Raw genomic sequence first — 21,058 nt, forward strand, 5'->3', positions numbered from 1 at the left:
AAATGAAAAATGAGCTGTCCCTGAAGACCCTATCTGAGCTGCTGATCAATCAAAAAGACCAACGTAATGTAGGTGTCAGCTTTATAGTAGCAGCCACCCGGACAATTTTTCTATCCTATCATCAATTGTATCATGACGCTTTGTCCCTGCTCGGATACTTACAGCATAAAGGCCTGAAACCCGGCGATGAACTGGTGTTACAGGTAGAAGACGGCCAGCGTTTTATCCAGTATTTCTGGGCCTGCGTTTTAGGTGGGATCATACCTGTGCCGGTGTCTATTACGCACTATAGTGAAAACGCCCGGAAACTATATAAAATCAGGGCATACCTGAAAAATCCTTATTTAATTACTACCCCTGCGCATTATGAAAAATTATGCAAGCAGGACTACAGCGATGGCGCCGCCGACAAAACTTTTTACGACCAGGTGTTGTTCCTGGACGAAGATAAAGACGGCCTGCCAGCCGGCATTATGGCCAATGTTACCCCCGATGATATTGCCTTTCTCCAGTTTTCATCTGGTTCTACCGGTAATCCCAAAGGGGTGGAGATCAGGCACCGTAACCTGATTGCGAATACTTTCCCAACTTTGGATGCGTATCAGTGCACCAAAGACGATATATTTTTAAGCTGGATGCCGCTTACGCACGACCTTGGGTTAATCGGCTTCCATCTTAATCCACTGGCTGCAGGCGTGCAGCAGTATATTATGCCTACAGACCTGTTTATCAGGCATCCATTGTTATGGTTGCAAAAAGCATCCGATTATCGTATTACCATTACCTGCTCGCCCAACTTCGGGTATAAATATTATTTAAATCATTTTGAAGAGGAGAAAGGAGTAAAGTTGGATCTGTCCACCGTGAGAATCATTTTGAATGGCGCCGAACCTATTTCAGCTAGCCTGGCCAGGGTGTTCAACGACCGGATGGCCAAATATAACCTCGATCCCATGGCCATGCGCGCAGTGTATGGCCTCGCGGAAGCTACGCTGGAAGTCACTTTCCCCAGGGCGCACGTTCCCTTCAAAAGTGTATTTGTAAAAAGAGAATCGCTGACGATCGGTAAAAGTATCACCGGCAAATCGTTGCAGGAGAAGCCGGGAGCAGATACCCTGGAAGTGGTGGCCGTAGGCACCCTGATCGATGGTCTTGAGTTGCGGATTACCAATGAAAAAGGGACCACGCTGAAGCCTGGGCATGCCGGTATTATCTGGGTGAAAGGCGAATGCGTGGCCAGTCGCTACTACAATAACGAAACCGCCAGCAAAAATACTTTTAAAGATGGATGGCTCAATACCGGCGATACCGGCTTCGTACTGGATGATGTCTTATATATCATGGGCCGTGTAAAGGACATCATCTTCGTAAACGGTGGAAATGTATACCCACATGATATTGAGCACACCCTGGAAACCCTCGATGAAATAGACACTGGTAAAGTGGTGGCCTGTGGTATCCCGGATGAGGTAAGTGGATCAGAATCTATTGTTGTTTTTGTTGTGCATAAAACATCGGCAGAAAAATTCCTGCCCATGATAACACTCGTGAAGAGAACTGTAGCATCGAGGTTGGGACTGGATGTGAAGCAGGTGATCCCCGTGAGGAAGATCTTCAAAACAACCAGCGGGAAAGTAAGAAGACATTTATTTGTAGAAGAATATATCAAAGGCGCTTATAATGAAGCCATCGCGGAAGTAGCCGCTGCAGAGCAGGCGGCCACACCGGATGAAAGGGTGATGCCAGCTGCCGCAGCAACGGCAACTATCACCAATGCACATACGTTATCGTTGGTAAAGGAATGGCTGGAAGCCTGGCTGAAACGGCAATTGCATATTACGCCGGCGGAATTGCTGGCCCAAAGAACTTTTGCGGAATACGGGCTCACTTCTATATTGTCGGTACAGCTGGCGGCCGACCTGGAAATTTTCCTGCAAACGCCGGTGGAGAATACTGTTGTATACAACTATCCAACCGTACAAAGCCTGGCCACCCATTTTGCCGGAATGACGCTGTCGCCACAGGAAAAGAAAAACGCCCCATCTGAAGCAGATCTGGGAGGTGACCAGCTCGCGGTTATTGGCATTGGCTGCCGTTTTCCGGGTAATGTGAACTCACCGGAAGCCATGTGGGATTTGCTAAAATCCGCGCAGGACGCGGTGGGCGTAGTACCGGGAAACAGGTGGGACATTACCGAATATTTCGATCAACAGGAAGATGCTCCCGGAAAAATGTATACCCGTCACGGTGGTTTCATTGAGCAGGTGGACCAGTTTGATCCGCTGTTTTTCGGCATTTCTCCCCGGGAAGCCGCGGCGATGGACCCGCAGCAACGGCTGCTGCTGGAAGTTTGCTGGGAAGCACTGGAGCATGCCGGCATGGCACCGTCTTCATTAAGAGGTACCGACAGCGGCATTTTTGTTGGCATGAGCACAGATGATTACCAGCAGGTAATCCGCGACAACAGCGATGTTACTTATTATGAAGATGTATTTACCGGCTTAGGTATAGAAAGAAGTATTGCCGCCGGCAGGATTGCTTACCTGCTGGATTTCCATGGTCCGGCGTTGCAACTGGATACTGCCTGTTCCTCTTCTTTGCTGAGTGTTTACCAGGCTGCCCAGAGCCTGTTGCGCAAAGAGTGTTCCCTGGCACTGGCAGGAGGCGTAAACCTGATGTTATCACCGGATACGACCGTTAAGTTATGTCGTATGAAAGCATTGTCGCCCACTGGGCAGTGCAAAACCTTTGATGACAGTGCAGATGGATATGTGAGGGGAGAAGGGGCCGGCGTAGTGGTTTTAAAGCGGCTGGAGGATGCCCTGGCTGCGGGTGACAATATTCTGGCCATCATAAAGGGAGGTGCGGTAAATCACGACGGGCAAAGTAATGGACTGACAGCTCCCAATGGTATTGCCCAGCAACAGTTGATAGAGAAGGCATTGAAAAATGCCGCGGTAGAGGCAGACAGCATACAATACGTAGAAACACATGGAACAGGTACCCGTCTCGGCGATCCGGTAGAAGTACTGGCGCTGAATGCTGTTTATGGCCGCTTCCGTAACACGGAACAGCCCTTGCTGCTGGGTGCACTGAAATCAAATATAGGACACCTGGAGGCGGCAGCGGGTATTGCCGGTTTTATTAAAACCGTACTAAGCCTGCAACACCGTCAAATCCCTGCCAGTCTCCATTTTAACACGCCTAACCGGTTTATTCCCTGGAAAGATATGCCGGTAAAGGTAGCAGATATCCTTACACCCTGGCCATCTGCTGCATCGCCCAGGAGGGCGGCTGTCAGCGCTTTTGGTTTGAGTGGTACCAACGTACACCTGGTACTGGAAGAAGCGCCGGTAGTAGCAGTTCCGGAAGAAAAGCAGCTGCCTGCCTATCCTTTACTGTTGTCTGCCAAAACACCGGCGGCATTGCAGGCAATGGTGTCCCGGTATATTTCATTCCTGCGGGAAAGCGAGGCATCGATCGGTGCTATTGCCCGGAGTATGGCATTGAGCCGCGATGCATATGCCTGCCGGCTCGCCTGGCAGGCAACGTCTAAAGAGGAGGCTGCCCGGCAGTTGCAGGAGTATGTGGATGGCAGGGGACAACATAGTGTATACGTTGGCGATAGTTTGGCTGCTCCCGGAAAAATTGCCTGGTTGTTTACCGGGCAGGGCGCTCAATACTGGAATATGGGCCGGGAGCTGTATGATACCAACGGGGTATTCAGGCGGGTGCTCGATGATTGCGACGTTTTCCTGAAAAAGAGCTGGCCCTTTTCATTAACAGACCTGCTTTACAGAAAGCCTAAAGAAGAAGCCAATACCTTATTGCGCCAAACTGTTTTTACACAACCTGCCTTATTCGCCATTGAATGCGCGCTGGCAGAAGTGTGGCGGTCGTGGGGCATTGTGCCCGATATCGTTATGGGGCATAGCGCCGGTGAATATGCCGCCGCTTATGCCGCAGGCGTATTCAGCCTGTACGATGGCCTGGCACTCATCACAGCAAGAGCGGCGTTGATGAACGCTGTCAAAGAAGAAGGCAGCATGGCGGTTGTATTTGCGGACGCCGTTAAAGTAGCCGCCGCTATTCAGCCCTATGGCAACGACTTATCGGTTGCGGCGATTAATGGACCGGAACTGACCGTCATCTCCGGAAAAAAAGAAGCGGTACAGGCGATAACACATTCCCTGAAGCAAGCCGGGGTAGGTAGCCGGGAAATGCAGGTATCGCATGCTTTCCATTCTTCCCTGATGGAACCGGTACTGAAACCGTTCTATAAAATTGCCACCGGCGTGCATTATCATTTGCCCGTTATCCCGCTGGTATCGAATGTAACCGGTGCTGTTGCTGGAAAAGAAATTACGGACGCCGCTTACTGGGGTAAACATATCCTGGCGCCGGTGCTGTTTTCTCAAGGCATTCAAACGATAAAAGCCGCGGGTGAATATACCCTGATGGAGCTGGGTCCTCAGCCCAGTCTTTTATCGATGGCGCAACTGACCTTACAATATGATGAAGATCGTTTGTTGCCGGTAATGAGGGAGGGGCGGTCGTCCTGGACTACCATGCTCAATGCCTTGATGGCGCTGCATGTAAAAGGAGTGGCTGTTAACTGGCCCGTATTCCATACTGCCGGTGCATTTCATAAAGTAGTTTTACCAGCCTATCCTTTCCAGCGTCAGCGCTACTGGATAGAAAAAAATACCCGCCGGCAGCAGGAAAGTTTGCCGGCCCTGAAGGAAGTAAACATCCCGTCTACCCCTAATAACACGCACATGAGTCACAATAACCATTTACTCCCCAATAGTGCCGGGTATATCGCCGGTTACCTGGCAGAAAATCTCAGCAGGCTATTGAAAATGTCTTCCCCGGAAGAGCTGAACATCCATACACCGTTCCTGTCGCAGGGGGCGGATTCATTGATCATGGCTAGCCTGGTAAGAAAAATAGAGAATGAGTATGGATTGAGTTTTTCTATGCGCCTGATCTTTGAAGAACTCACTTCTATTCAACTGATGGCGGAGTATATTGCCGAACATGCAACAGTATTTGTTACCACAGGCAACGCGCCTGTAGCGGTGGCCCCGGTACAGGAAGCTGTAACGGTAGCTGCCCCGTTGCCCTCCCCAGCTCCCTCCCCGGCTATTACACCACAGGCACCGGCGCCAGGCGTTTATCATGTGATACAGGATACTTTCCAGTTGATGCAGCAACAACTCAATGTTATTGCGCAGCAATTCCAGTGGATGTCACAGGGCATGCAGCCGGTGATCAGCCATAGCAACGGTCATGCTGCAAACGGGCATCCCATTGCACCGTCGCCCGCCGTCAACGTGGGTAGCACGGCGCCACCCGCAGCGCCGGCAACTAACACGCCTAAGAAAGGCGTTTCTATTTTCCCGAAAATAGAAACTAAACCAGGACAAAAATATTCGCCGGAGCAACAGGCATACCTGGATACTTTTATTGAGAAGTATACCACCAAAACCAAAACCTCTAAGGCGCTCACGGAGAAGTATCGCCCGGTACTGGCGGATAACCGCGTATCGGCGGGCTTCCGCTTTGCCACCAAAGAAATGGTGTATCCCATTGTAGCCGCATCTTCCCAGGGATCAAAAATGACGGATGTGGATGGCAATGAATACGTGGATCTCACCATGGGCTTTGGGGTTAACTTATTAGGTCATCGCCCGGAAATAGTAACGGCAGCTATTCATAAACAATTGGAGAAAGGCTATCAGCTGGGGCCTCAAACCTATCTTGCCGGAGAAGTAGCCACCCGTATTGCGGCGCTCACCGGTATGGAGAGAGTAAGCTTTCATAACTCCGGTACGGAAGCGGTGATGTCGGCCATGCGCCTAGCCCGTACCACCACCGGCAAAAAGAAGATTGCCATCTTCCTCGGCTCCTATCACGGTTATTTTGATGGTACCCTGGCCATGGTGGAAGATATTGAACACGATCATAATGGTATTCCTATTGCACCGGGGGTTATTCCCAACATGGTAGCCGATGTGCTGGTATTTGATTATCTCAATCCCAATGTAGTAGAACAAATCCGTGCACATGCACATGAACTGGCTGCGGTACTGGTAGAACCTGTCCAGAGCAGACGACCGGGGTATCAGCCAAAAGCACTATTGCAGGAGCTGCGTGCCATGACCGAGCAGGAAAAGATCATCCTGATCTTCGATGAAATGATTACCGGTTTCCGTATTCATCCGGGTGGTGTACAAGCGCATTTTGGTATCCGCGCCGACATGGCTACCTATGGTAAAATTGCCGGCGGCGGCATGCCGATAGGCATTATTGCGGGTAAAGACTGGTGTATGCAGGCTTTTGACGGCGGACTATGGAACTATAAAGACGATTCATATCCCAAAGCAGAAACTACTTTCCTGGCCGGTACCTTCTGTAAACATCCGTTGAGCATGGTGGCCTCACTGGCCGTTTTAGGTGAACTGGAAAGACAAGGACCCGCGTTACAGGAAAAACTGAATGCCCGTACCAGCCGCCTGATCAGCAATATTACCCGGCTATTCGACGAAAACCAGGTACCCATCAAAGTGAACAACTTTGGCTCCCTGTTTTATTTCTCTATTTCCGGTAACATGGACCTGTTCTTCTATCACCTGCTGGAAAAAGGTGTATACATATGGGAAGGTAAAACCTGTTTTCTCTCTGCCGCACATACCGATGAAGATGTTGATTTTATTGAAAAATGTTTCAGGGACAGTATCACGGAATTACAACAGGCAGGATTTTTACCGAAGCTAACCCCGGTAAAAAAAAATGCAGCGCCTGTGGCAGATGCACTCTTAAATGTGTTGCCGACAGTAATTGAAAAACAGGACCGGCCTGCCCGTATCCCGTTATCCTTCAGCCAGGAACGTTTATGGTTTATCGATCAGCTGGAAGGCAGCGTACAGTACAACCTGCCGGCGATTGTAAGATTGAAGGGAGGACTCAATAAAAACGCACTCGCCTATGCACTGCAAAGCATTGTAGACCGCCATGAAATATTAAGGACCAACATTGACCAGGAAGAAGGGCATGCCTATCAATGGGTACAGGAAGTGGTAAACTGGCAAATGGTGGAAGTAGAAGATCCGTTGTACCAACATAATGCAGCTGCATTACAAACCTATATTGCGGGTTTAGTGAACACGCCATTCAATTTGTCTGATGACCATATGATGAGGGCGCACCTGATCCGTGTTGCAGACAACGAAAATGTACTGGTACTCACCATACATCATATTGTTTTTGATGATTCCTCCGCACATATCTTTTTCCAGGAACTGATAGAAATATATAACGCACACCTGGGCGGCCGCAAGCCCGTGTTGCCCTCATTGAAAATTCAGTATGCCGACTACGCCATATGGCAGCGTCGCTTTTTACAGGGACCACTGGTAACGCAAAAATTAGCCTACTGGAAAAAAAAGCTGGACGGGGTTACTTTACTACAGCTGCCCACAGATTTTGAACGCCCGGTTGTTAAAAGTACCCGTGGCGCGGTGATAACCATGCACCTGGATAAAGAGCTATCCGCGCAGGTGAAACAACTGGGCCGGCAGCAAGGCGTAACACTGTTTACCACCTTACTCACCGCCTTAAAAGTATTGATGTACCGTTACAGCGGGCAGGAAGATATTTGCATCGGATGCGCTACTGCCGGCAGGGCGCAGATAGAGCTGGAACCATTGTTGGGCTTCTTTGTCAACACGCTGGCGCTTCGCAGTAATCTCAGCGGAAGTCCTTCTTTTGCTGCTGCATTGAAAGAGGTACAAAATACCTTGTTTGATGCCCATGATAACCAGGAAGTGCCCTTTGAAAAAGTAGTGAAAGAAGTAATGGGAGAGCGGGATATCAGGAAGAATCCTTTATTCCAGGTAATGTTTACCCTGCAGAACATTCCGTTGATGTCGGAACTGCGATTGGGTGAAGCCACTATCACACCTGAACCGGTGATCCGCAGTACCAGCCTGTTTGATATTTTCTGGACCGTGGAAGAAAGGCCGGAAGGCATTGCCCTGGAAGTAGAATATTGCATCGACTTATTCCAGGAAGTCACCATTGAGCGCATGATGCATCACTACATGGCGTTGCTGCAGGCGGCCGTACAAAATCCGGCCACTGCCATTGGCAAACTGAACATGCTGAGTGAAGCAGAAACCCGTCAGCTGTTAGTTACCTTCAACGATACCGCGACGCCTTACCCGGTCAATAAAACGATCACGGCATTGTTTGAAGAGCAGGTGATACAATCGCCCGATGCCATTGCCTTATCATTTGGAGAGCAACAGCTCACTTACCGGGAGTTGGACGAGCAATCGAACCGGGTAGCCCATTACCTTCGTAAACAGGGCGTTAAAGAAGGCGTAATGGTGCCGCTGTGTATGGATCGCTCTATTCACCTGATCGTAAGTATCCTCGCCATCCTGAAAGCCGGAGGTGCATATGTGCCTGTTGACCCGGCTTATCCCAAAGACCGCATTGCCTATATGCTGCAGGATACCGCCAGTAAACTGGTGGTGACCACTACCGACCAGCAGGCACTGCTGGCCGTGGAAGCGGAACACGCTACGCTGATCTTTGTCGATAATATCCTCGATGTACTCGCCACTATGCCGGCGCATCCGCTGGCGGTGAAAACCGATCCGGATTCACTGGCTTATGTTATTTATACCTCCGGTTCTACCGGCAGGCCCAAAGGCGCCATGGTCATTCACCGCAACGTAACCAGCCTGGCCCGGGGCGGTAACTTCGTGGAGCTGAGTGCCGCAGATACGTTGCTGTCTACCGGATCGCCTTCCTTCGACGCCACTACGATTGAGTACTGGGGTATGCTGCTGAATGGTGGGCAACTGGTATTATGCCCCGAGAAGAAGCTGCTCGACAACCAGTTGCTCAAACAGGAAATACGCTACCGGGGCGTGACAAAAATGTGGTTTACCGCCAGTTGGTTTAACCAGCTGGTAGATGATGATATCACTATTTTCGAAGGACTAACCGCTGTGATGGCCGGTGGAGAGAAATTATCAGAAGAACATATCCGTAAGTTCCGGGCCGCTTATCCTGCTACGCAGATTATTAACGGTTACGGCCCTACGGAAAATACCACTTTTTCCCTCACCTGGAATATTGCAGCAGTGGTGCCCGGCAAGAGTATCCCTATTGGCCGCCCATTGGGCAACCGTACGGCCTATGTGCTGGACAGCGCTATGCAATTGCTGCCCGTGGGTACGCCCGGAGAACTGTATGTGGGTGGCGACGGCGTATCCCGTGGATACCTGAACCAACCAGAGCTGACGGCAGAAAAATTTGTTGCCGATCCATTCACGGATCTCAGGGGCGCCAGGTTGTATCGTACCGGCGACCGCGCCCGTTGGCTGCCAGATGGAACGGTGGAATACCTGGGCCGTATGGACGATCAGATCAAAATGCGTGGCTACCGGATAGAACCCGGCGAAATAGAAAGAGCGCTCAATAACCTGGATGAAGTGGCCGCCAGTTGTGTAGTGGTAAAAGACCAAACGGGTGCTGAAAAACGGCTGGTGAGCTACTATGTACCCGACCAGCAGGCCGTACTGCAAACAGAACAGGCGCTGTACCTGCAACAGGTGGCAACCTGGAAAGAGCTGTATGAAACGGCTTATAGCAAGGCAGAGGAGGTAAAAGACCTGGACGAAGAATTTAATATCACCGGCTGGAACGACAGCTTTACCGGGGAGGCCCTGCCTGCGCAGAATATGCGCAGTTGGCTGGAAGATATTACCAGCGTAGTACTGGCCACTAACCCGCGCAACGTACTGGAAATAGGATGTGGTACCGGCTTGATCTATTTTCAGCTGGCAGGTCATATCGAAAAATATATTGGCACCGATTTCTCGCAGGTATCCACAAATCAGCTGCAGCAACATATCAATAAAGGGCTGCGCCGCTACCCGGAAACCACCCTGCAAATATGCGCTGCACATGAAGTTACCCTGGAAGAAGGCGTCACCATAGATACCGTGATTTTAAACTCTATTGTACAATACTTCCCTGGCGCACAATACATGTCGGACGTATTGGCCAACGCGATTTCCCTGCTGAAAGGAAAAGGGCATATCGTGATCGGGGATGTGAGAGACCTGCGCTTACTCCCTTCTTTCAAACGCAGGCTGCAACTGGATAAGCTGCAAAGCAAAACCAGTCTCCGCGAATTTGAGTGGAACGTAGACCAGGAAGTATGGAAAGAAGAAGAACTGTGTTTTTCACCTGCCTGGTTCTTCCAGCTGCAATCCCTATATCCTGAAATTACCCATGTAGACATTCAATGGAAACAAGGCGACTACCTCAATGAACTCACGCTCTACCGCTACACGGTAGTGTTGCATATCGACATGGAGAAACCGGTACTGCAACCGCAATGGCAGTCATGGGACGACATAGCAGATAAGAACAGTATATTATCCCATTTGGCTGCCGGCCACGCCCGGATTGCATTGCATCGTGTGCCTAACCCGAGGTTATGGAAAGAAAGATTACTGGAACAGGCGCTTACCGATAGAAACATCAACCAGGTGGGAGACCTGGCAGATTATATCCTCACGCCAGACCACGATACCAAAGTAGTGAATGAAATACTGGCCGCTGCTAAAGCTGCCGGTTATCATAGCCGCTTCCTGCTGAACGAAGATCCGTTTAAAATAAACCTGCTGCTGGAACAAACGCCGTTCAAGGGTTTTGTAGAGCCGGCTTATAGCAAAGCCGCCGGTTATACCGAGGGTGTGAAGACAAACATTCCCTTGTTCCCCGATATCTGCGAAGTGCTGGAAAAAGATATCCGGGCGCAGTTACAGCAACGTTTACCGGAATACATGGTGCCTTCCGCATTTGTAGCCTTGCAGCTGTTGCCGCTAACCAGCAACGGCAAAGTAGACCGCCGGTTCTTAACAGAATGGGAATTTATACAACGTAAGCGCCTGTTGAATTACCAGGCGCCGGTAACCGCTACAGAACAGCAACTGGCCGACATCTGGCAACGCCTGCTGGGCATGGAACGGGTAGGTACCCAGGATAATTTCTTTGAGCTGGGTGGGCATTCCCTGCTGGCTACCCGTGCAGTATCTGCCATTCGTAAAGAGATGGAAGCAGAGCTAACGGTAAAAGATTTCTTCCTGCATCCTACTATTGCTTCACTGGCTACCTACCTGCAACTACAGCATAAGGGACTGTTGCTACCCGCGCTTTTTGCTGCAGAAAGACCCGCACAAATCCCGCTGTCATTCAGCCAGGAACGCCTGTGGTTTATTGATCAGCTGGAAGGCAGCGTGTCTTATCATATGCCGGTGGTATTACGACTGAAAGGTCTGCTGGACAATGCCTCCCTTGGTTATGCCATCGGGCAGATCGTACAGCGCCACGAATCCTTGCGCACCATCATCAAACAGGAGCAAGGCAGGCCTTACCAGCAGATTTTGGACAAAGACCAGTGGCAGCTGACAACAGTCACTTTCACAGAGGATGCTGCTGCATTACAGGAATACATTACCAGCCTGGTATATAAACCATTTGATCTTGACAGTGATTTCATGCTACGGGCACATCTGCTGCAGGTGTCGGCAGAAGAGCATGTGCTGGTACTGGTGATGCATCATATTGCTTCCGATGGCTGGTCGGTATCTATATTGATCAACGAGCTCATTGCCCTGTACCGGGCACATAGTACTGGCAGTGCTACGCATTTGCCCGCTCCGGATATACAATATGCAGACTACGCGATCTGGCAACGCAGTCACCTGGAAGGCGCTGCGTTAAAGAAACGCCTGGTATACTGGCAGGATAAACTGTCGGGTGTGGAAGTACTGCATCTGCCCACAGACTATTCGCGTCCGCCAGTGCAAAGCACCCGCGGCGCCATTAGCCGGTTCCGGCTAGGTAAGGAACTGCGTGACCAGTTGCAGGTTCTGTCGCAGCAGCAGGGCGCCACGCTGTTTATGACTTTGCTGACGGCATTCAAAGTATTGCTGTACCGTTATAGCGGCCAGGATGATATTTGTGTAGGCACTTCCATTGCCGGCAGAACGCAGCAGGAAACAGAAGGGCTGATAGGGTTCTTTGTAAATACCCTGGCCCTGCGCAGTGACCTTAGCGGGGACCCTACTTTTATTACGCTGTTACAACAGGTGAAGGAAACTACCCTGGACGCCTACGACCACCAGGATGCACCTTTTGAAAAAATAGTGGAACTGGTGGAGAAAGAGCGGGATATGAGCAGAACAGCTTTATTCCAGGTGATGTTTGAACTGTTTAATATGCCCGATGCACCTGACCTGAAGCTGGGTGAGCTGCATATTACGCAGGAAGAAATTCCGCATACCGTTACCTTGTTTGATCTCAGCTGCTGCCTGCAGGAAGATGCCGACGGACTAAGCGGCTATATAGAATACTGTGTGGACCTGTTTACGGAAGAAAGTATTCAGCGCCTGGTGAAACACTATGAGCAGCTGCTGCAATTCATCGTGCAACTGCCGGCCGCGCATATCGGCTCCCTGCCTATGTTACGGTCCGAAGAAGAGCAGCAGATACTGGTTGATTTTAATAACACCGCTGTGGCATTTCCACAGGACAAAACATTTATTGACCTGTTTGTATTCCAGGCCGCCATTACGCCCGCCGCACCGGCTATTATCGCAGGTGATACGGTGGTGAGTTACAAAGCGCTGGATGAGCGCTCCAACCAGCTGGCGCACTACCTGCGAGGGGCCGGCGTTACCGGAAATTCAATGGTGCCGGTTTGCCTGGAACGGTCCGCAGATATGATCATCGCTATACTGGGTATTCTTAAAGCCGGCGCTGCTTATGTACCGGTCGACCCGGAATACCCTGTGGCAAGAATTGCTTTTATACTGGAAGATTGCAATGCCCATCTCGTTATAAGCACTCACTACGCAGCAGAAAAATTAAATGATATCACCGGGCTAAATACCTTCCTCATAGACGGAGACGCGGCTACGCTGGATATACAACCGGTGACGCCATTATTTACGGCGCCGTCACCTAACGACCTGGCCTATATTATTTATACCTCCGGTTCTACCGGCAGGCCCAAAGGCGTAATGATAGAACATGCCGGCATGCTGAATCACTTATTTGCCAAGGTAAATGATCTGAAAATGGATGCCACTACCGTTATGGCATATACGGCATCTTATACCTTTGATATATCTGTGTGGCAGATGTTTGCGCCTTTACTGAGTGGTGGGCGTACGGTAATATACACGGAAACCCAGATCCATCGTCCGGCAGCCTTGCTGCGTAGCATCAGCAGCGACGGTATTACAGTGCTGGAACTGGTGCCCTCTTACCTGGCTGCAGTACTGATGGAAGACAGCCAGGTGCCGCTTGAAAGCCTGCAGTACCTGCTGGTAACCGGTGAGCCGGTAGGCCAGGTGTTGTTATCGAAATGGTTCCAGCATCCACTTTACGGTAGCATCCCGGTGGTAAATGCATACGGCCCTACAGAGGCCTCTGATGATATTACCCATCATTTCATGTACGCTGCGCCTGCACGCAATAATGTGCCATTAGGTAAGCCCATACAAAATCTCCGCATTTATATACTGGATACCGCCCGGCAATTATGCCCTGTGGGCGTTGCCGGCGAAATATGTGTTTCCGGCATAGGCGTATCCAGGGGATACCTGAATGACCCGGAGAAAACAGCCGCCAAATTCATTAAAGATCCCTTCTATGCCGATGGTGCCATACGCATGTATTGTACCGGTGACCTCGGACGCTGGTTGCCCGATGGCAGTATTGAAATGCTGGGCCGCATAGATGAACAGGTGAAGATCCGCGGATATAGAATTGAACTGGGAGAAATTGAAAATGTATTGCAACAGTTCCCTGGTGTGAAGTCGGCCGTGGTGGTGGCCAAAGGAGAGGATGGCAACAGGCGCCTGACAGGTTACCTCGTAACCCGCGATGGTTACAGCCGCGATGCACTGATGGCCTATTTAAAGGAAAGGTTGCCGGAATACATGGTTCCCGAGCAGCTCATCACCCTGGATCAGCTTCCGCTCACTGCCAACGGCAAAGTAGATAAAAAAGCGTTGCCGGAAGCCGATAACCAGGTATCGTTCACCCAGTATGAAGCGCCGGGCAATGACATAGAACAGGCGTTGGAAGATATCTGTAAAAAATTACTGGAAACAGACCGGATCGGGATCAACGACAATCTTTTTGTACTCGGGATGCACTCCCTGCTGGTCATGCGTTTGTCGGCTGCCCTGCAGGAGAAATTCGGATTGCATATAGCTGTGAGGACATTCTTCAAACTGACCACCATCAAAGCGCTGGCCGCCTACATAAAAATTAGCCAGGCAGCGGTGCTGGAAACGTCGGAAGGATTACAGGAAATGAGGTTATAAAACGGCTTTTTTTCTTTCATCAATTTAACTTATCAACACATGCCAGGTTTTAATTTGTCGGAGGTAGTCCTGATATTGGAACAAGCGCAGGATCTGGGAATAAGCCTCTCCCTGGATGGAGAAGAGCTGTTACTGAAAACGGATCAGCAAAAACAATTTCCGCCCTCTTTTCTGCAAACCCTGAAAGAAAATAAAGCACAGCTGGTGGCTTACTTTAAAGCGTCGGCAGAAGCCACCGCCATTACCTCTGTTACGGAAAAGATCCGGGCAACGGAACGGCGTGCAGGCGCACGTATACCGCTTTCGTTTAGCCAGGAACGTTTGTGGTTTATTGATGCCATGCAGGGCTCTGTGCAGTACCATGTACCTGCTATATTGCGATTAACAGGCATGCTCAATATTGCCGCCCTGGAACATGCGCTGCGCAACATTATACAACGACATGAAATATTGCGGACGGTGATTAAGGCAGACCAGGACGGCACCTGGCAGGAAGTGGCTACCAGCGATAACTGGAAGATGGAAAGGATCAACGGTGCAACTGATGAAGATGATGCCGCTTTACGGGCACATATAGCCACATTGATCAACAAGCCATTTGACCTGGCGTGGGACTATATGTTGCGGGCCCAGCTGATCACCCTCTCCAAGAAGGAATACATACTGGTGCTGACAATGCACCATATCGCCGCTGATGGTTGGTCTTCCGCTATCCTGATCCAGGAGCTGATGGAAGGCTACCGCGCCTTCACAGAAAAGCGCGACCCGGTTTATACTCCGCTGGATATACAATATGCCGACTACGCTGTATGGCAGCGTAACTACCTGGCTGGCGACGTGATAGAACAGAAGATCGCTCACTGGAAGAATAAGCTCACCGGCGTGGCGGTGGCTGAAATGCCGGCCGACTTTGAACGTCCGGCTACCAGCAGCAATAAGGGCGCCTTTTTGGTATTCAACATCGATAACACATTGGCTGCCTCACTGCGGCAGCTCGCACAACAGGAAGGAGCAACGCTATATATGGTGCTGTTAACGGCGTTTAAAGTATTGTTGCATCGCTACAGCGGACAAGATGACATCTGCGTAGGTGGTGCCGTAGCCGGAAGGATGCGCACAGAACTGGAGCCGCTCATCGGCTTTTTTGTCAATACCCTGGCATTGCGCACCGACCTGGGTGGGCACCCTTCTTTTTTATCCTTATTACAACGTGTTAAAAATACTTTGCTGGATGCATACGAATATGAAGACGCACCCTTTGAAAAAGTAGTGGAAGCTGTGGTGAAAGAACGGGATATGAACAGGAATCCGTTGTTTCAATCCATATTTGTATTGCAAAATGTACCGGCTATACCAGCGCTACGTATAGACGAGGTGGTTATTACCGAAGAACCGATGATCCGCAACGCCAGCCTGTTTGATCTTACCTGGATTGCTGAAGAACGTCCGGAAGGAATCAGCATCTACCTGGAATATAGTACGGATCTGTTTCTTGAGAGCACCATCCGGCAAATGTTTTCGCATTATGAAACCTTGCTGGCGTCCATCGTCAAAAATCCTGCGCAGGCTATAGGCACCCTGGACATGTTGAACAGCAGCGAAAAAGAGCAGTTAATCGGCACTTTCAATGCCACCGCATTCCCTTATCCGGCCGATAAAACGATTATGGCATTGTTCGATGAACAGGTAGCGCTGACACCGGATGCCCCGGCCCTCGCCTTTGGCAACGCGCAACTCACTTACCGGCAGCTGCAGGAGCAGTCAGACAAACTAGCCTGGTACCTGCGAAGCAAAGGCGTAAAAGAGGAAACGATGGTGCCCATCTGTATGGAACGTTCCGTACAGCTGATAGTCGGCATACTGGCCATATTAAAAGCTGGCGGCGCATATGTACCCATCGATCCGGCCTATCCCAGCGATCGTATCCGGTACATGCTGGAGGATACCCGGTCGGCCCTGATACTGACCAATAGCGCGCAATTGGCGTTGCTGCGTAAAGAAGTACCCGATATGGAAATGTTGTGCGTAGATGAAATGATGGAGTTGCTCGCCGCTACGCCCATACCGGTATTGGTGACATCCGCCAACCCAGGGTCGCTTGCCTACATTATTTATACTTCCGGTTCCACCGGCCAACCCAAAGGCGCGATGGTCACCCATCGTAATGTTACCAGCCTGGCAAGGGGAGGCAACTTCCTGGAATTTAATGCGGCAGATGTGTTATTATCTACCGGTTCTCCTTCTTTCGATGCTACTACCATTGAATATTGGGGCATGCTGCTGAATGGAGGACAACTGGTACTATGCCCCGAGCAGCAATTGCTGGACAACCAATTGTTGAAGCAGGAGATCCGCCGGTGGGGTGTAACCAAGATGTGGTTTACCGCCAGCTGGTTTAACCAGCTGGTAGATGATGATATCGCCCTGTTTGAAGGATTGAATGCGCTGATGGTAGGAGGAGAGAAATTATCGGAAGAACATATACAACGATTCCAGGCGGCGCATCCTGCCACGGCCGTTATTAACGGTTATGGCCCTACGGAAAATACTACCTTCTCGCTCACCTGGAATATAAAGGCCGTCGTACCTGGCAGGAGCATTCCTATCGGGCGGCCCCTGGGCAACCGCACGGCTTACATTCTCGGTGCCGAAGGGCAATTGTTGCCGGCAGGCGTGCCCGGAGAGCTCTATGTGGGCGGTGCCGGCGTATCCCGCGGGTACCTGAATCAACCGGCACTGACTGCGCAAAAATTTGTAGCCGATCCTTTCAGCCACATGCCCGATGCCAGGCTATATCGCACCGGCGACCTGGCACGATGGCTGCCAGATGGTACAGTGGCCTACCTGGGCCGGATTGATGACCAGGTGAAAATACATGGTCACCGTATTGAACCCGGCGAAATCGAAAGCATACTGCTGCAACATCCCGATATAAAACAGGCGGTGGTATTAATGCAGGTAAACGCTACCGGTGATAAATACCTGGTGGCATACCTGGTGCCGCAAGGCGATGTCGATAAAGCTGCCGTGACCGATTACCTGAAAAGCAGGCTGCCGGCATATATGATACCGGCACAGCTGGTATCGCTGGAAAAAATTCCGCTCACATCCAATGGTAAAGCCGACCGTAAAGCGCTGCGGGCACTGGAAGGCGATAGCCTGGAAACAGCGGTGTATGTGGCTCCCGCCAATGAAACAGAACAACAATTGTTAAGTATATGGGAAAGATTTTTACAGAGAAAGGAAATCAGCACCCACGCTAATTTCTTTGAACTGGGAGGTCATTCTTTATTGGCATCGCGGGTGGTGACAGCCATCCGCAGTGCCCTGCAGATAGAATTAAGCGTTACCCGTTTCTTCCAGTATCCTACTATCGCCGGCATGGCGGCGTACCTGGCTGGTAAAGATAAAACCGCCGGCTTACCCGCGATTACTGCCGGCAAACGACCCTCACGGGTTCCACTGGCGTTTAGCCAGGAGCGTTTATGGTTCATAGACCAGATGAATGGCACCGTGGCCTATCATGTACCACTGGCCATCCGGCTAAAGGGAGCGCTGGATGAAGGCGGTTTATCTCATGCGCTGCACACTATAGTAAACAGGCATGAAGCGCTGCGCACCGTAATACGGCAGGAACATGGTGTGCCTTACCAGGAAGTGCTGGCGGCAGATAACTGGCAGCTTATGCTGATCCATGACAAAAAGTACAGCACGCCGGAACAACTGCAAGCTCATTTGATCGACCTGGTAAATGCACCCTTTGACCTGGCTAAAGATTATATGTTACGGGCTGATCTAATCCGCTTGTCGGCAGATGAACATATACTGCTGATCACCTTGCATCATATTTCTTCCGATGGCTGGTCCGTTACGGTACTGGTAAATGACATGGCTGAATTATATAATGCTTATATCGAAAAACGGCCTGCCGTACTTGAACCGCTTCATCTTCAGTTTGCAGATTATGCGGTTTGGCAACGCAGCATTGCCGATAGTGAACGGCTGCGTAAGCAGTTGTCCTACTGGGAGCAGCAACTGCAAGGCGTGGAAGTATTGCAGCTTCCGGCCGATTTCTCCAGGCCGGCGATTCAAAGCACGAGGGGCGCGGTGCAGCGGTTTACCCTGGATCAGGCCTTGTCACAACAACTGCAGCAGTTTTCCCTGCAACACGATGTTACGCTCTTCATGACTTTACTGGCGGCATTTAAAGTATTGCTTTACCGTTACAGTGGACAGGAAGACATTTGCGTGGGATCTTCCATTGCGGGCAGAACACAGGAAGAAGTAGCTGGCATAATTGGTTTCTTTGTCAACACCCTGGCGCTGCGCAGCGATCTGAGTCAACATCCTTCTTTCCTTACGTTGTTACAACAGGTGAAGCAAACCACCCTGGCCGCATACGATCACCAGGAGGTGCCTTTTGAAAAAGTAGTAGAAGCGGTGAATGCAGAGCGCGACTTGAGCAGAACGCCACTGTTCCAGGTGTTGTTTGAATTACAGAATACGCCGGCAGTGGAGCAGCTGCAATTGGGCGCGTTGACGGCCACCCAGGAAGACGTAAAGTACAACACCGCCCAGTTCGACCTGGTAGTTTCTATGGAGGAAGGGCCGGGAGGCCTTATGGGCTATGTGGAATATGTGACCGATGTTTTCACGGAGGCTACCATTACACAGCTGACAACGCATTTTACGCAGCTGCTTACCACCGTTATCACGCAGCCGGATACACGAATTAACACGTTACCATTGCTGACCGATGCTGAGCAGCATCAGCAGCTGGTGACCTTTAACAATACAACCGTAGATTTTCCTCATAATAGCACATTCGTTGACCAGTTCGGCCTGCAGGCGCAGCGTACGCCTGCGGCGCCCGCGCTGGTAATGGGTGACCAGGTACTTACTTATGCTTCCCTGGAGGAGCGCTCCAATCAACTGGCGCATTATCTGCAGGAAGCGGGGATAGACGATACTTCGCTGGTACCTGTTTGTTTAGATCGCTCACCGGACATGGTGATTGCAATACTGGCTATTATGAAAGCCGGCGGCGCTTATTTGCCCGTAGATCCAGGATACCCCGAAGAGCGGATGGCGTATATGCTGAATGACAGTAAAGCCTCATGGGTTATCAGCAGCAGCGCCAGCAAACAAAAGCTGGAAAATGCCGGCCCGGTACGCATTATTTCCCTGGATGAGGAACAGGCAATCGTCAGCGGGTATCCCGTTACGGCTTTAACGGTGTTGCCGCTACCTTCGCAACTGGCTTATGTGATTTATACTTCCGGTTCTACCGGGCTGCCGAAAGGCGCTATGATAGAACATGCGGGTATGCTGAATCACCTGTTTGCCAAAGTAAATGACCTTAAGATGGACGCCGCTTCCATCGTGGCTTTCACCGCTGCCTTTACTTTTGATATTTCCGTATGGCAGATGTTTGCCGCCTTGTTGTGCGGGGGGCATACGGTGATTTATCCCACAGATACCATCTTACAACCCATGGCGCTCATGCAGGCTGTGGAAGCGGATAAGATAACAATCCTGGAGGTAGTCCCTTCCTATCTTTCCGCGATTTTGGCCACGGTAAAAGGGGTATCTCTCCCAAAACTACAATACCTGCTGGTAACCGGCGAAACAGTACCCCGGCAGCTGCTGGCAGAATGGTTCCAACATAAAAACTATCGCACCATTCCAGTGGTAAATGCCTATGGGCCTACGGAGGCGTCGGATGATATTACACATCATTTTATGTATGAAACGCCGGAGCATAGCAATGTGCCGCTGGGCAAGCCCATACAAAACCTGCATATACATATACTGGACGCCTCCCGACAGCTGTGCCCCATCGGCGTTGCTGGGGAGATCTGTGTGTCCGGTATCGGCGTGGGCCGTGGTTACCTTAACAGGCCGGAATTAACGGCAGAAAAATTTGTGAAAGACCCGTTTAGTGAAAATGATACCGTGCGGATGTACCGCACGGGCGACCTGGGCAAATGGCTGCCGGATGGTACCATTATGCACCTGGGAAGAATCGATAACCAGGTGAAGATCCGCGGCTACCGCATAGAACCGGGTGAAATCGAAAGAGTGATAGAAAAAAGCGGGATGATCAAACAAGTGGTGGTGATGACGAAAGCAGATCAGCACCAACAGCTGCAACTGGTGGCTTATGTAGTCGGGGCGGAGGATTTTGATAAAGACGAACTGTTGGGATACCTGAAGACAAAACTCCCGGAATATATGGTGCCGGCGCAGTGGGTAATATTAACGGAAATGCCGCTTTCCGCCAATGGAAAGATCGATAGGAAGGCGTTGCCGGAATCAATGATGGCTACTGTATCGACAGATTTATACGTAGCCCCCACTAATGAATTGGAGGAAAAACTGGCAGCTATCTGCGCCAGGCTGCTGGAAATAGAACGGGTAAGTATATACGATAACCTGTTTGAAATTGGCATGCATTCCCTGTTGATTATGCGCCTCGCAGCCACGGTTCATGAAGAATTTGGTATGCAGGTATCGGTACGGACTTTCTTCCAGCTGACAACGATTGCAGCCCTAGCCAAATATATCGACATCAATAAAATGGTGGCTGTTACCCCCACTGCTAAACAGAAAAAAATTATTCTATAACCCTA

General features: G+C 50.5%; 2 protein-coding genes. Both read left to right on the forward strand.

Going from position 1 to position 21,058, the window contains the following annotated elements; genetic code table 11:
- Nucleotides 1-2 precede the first annotated feature (2 nt).
- Complete coding sequence (locus tag FHW36_RS16385) at nt 3-14,426, forward strand: non-ribosomal peptide synthetase/type I polyketide synthase (protein WP_145670642.1); 14,424 nt, start codon at nt 3-5, stop codon at nt 14,424-14,426.
- Between the two features lie 39 nt (nt 14,427-14,465).
- The gene (locus FHW36_RS16390; protein WP_145670643.1) at nt 14,466-21,053 is read left to right on the forward strand and encodes a non-ribosomal peptide synthetase; all 6,588 of its coding nucleotides are present in this window, start codon (nt 14,466-14,468) and stop codon (nt 21,051-21,053) included.
- The last annotated feature ends 5 nt before the right edge of the window (nt 21,054-21,058 follow it).

Source organism: Chitinophaga polysaccharea (assembly GCF_007829335.1).
Taxonomy (GTDB): domain Bacteria; phylum Bacteroidota; class Bacteroidia; order Chitinophagales; family Chitinophagaceae; genus Chitinophaga; species Chitinophaga polysaccharea_B.

Excerpts from the sequence above, each read along its gene's own strand:
- FHW36_RS16390 (WP_145670643.1), top strand. The coding sequence starts at position 14,466 with ATGCCAGGTTTTAATTTGTCGGAGGTAGTCCTGATATTGGAACAAGCG.
- FHW36_RS16385 (WP_145670642.1), top strand. The coding sequence starts at position 3 with ATGAAAAATGAGCTGTCCCTGAAGACCCTATCTGAGCTGCTGATCAAT.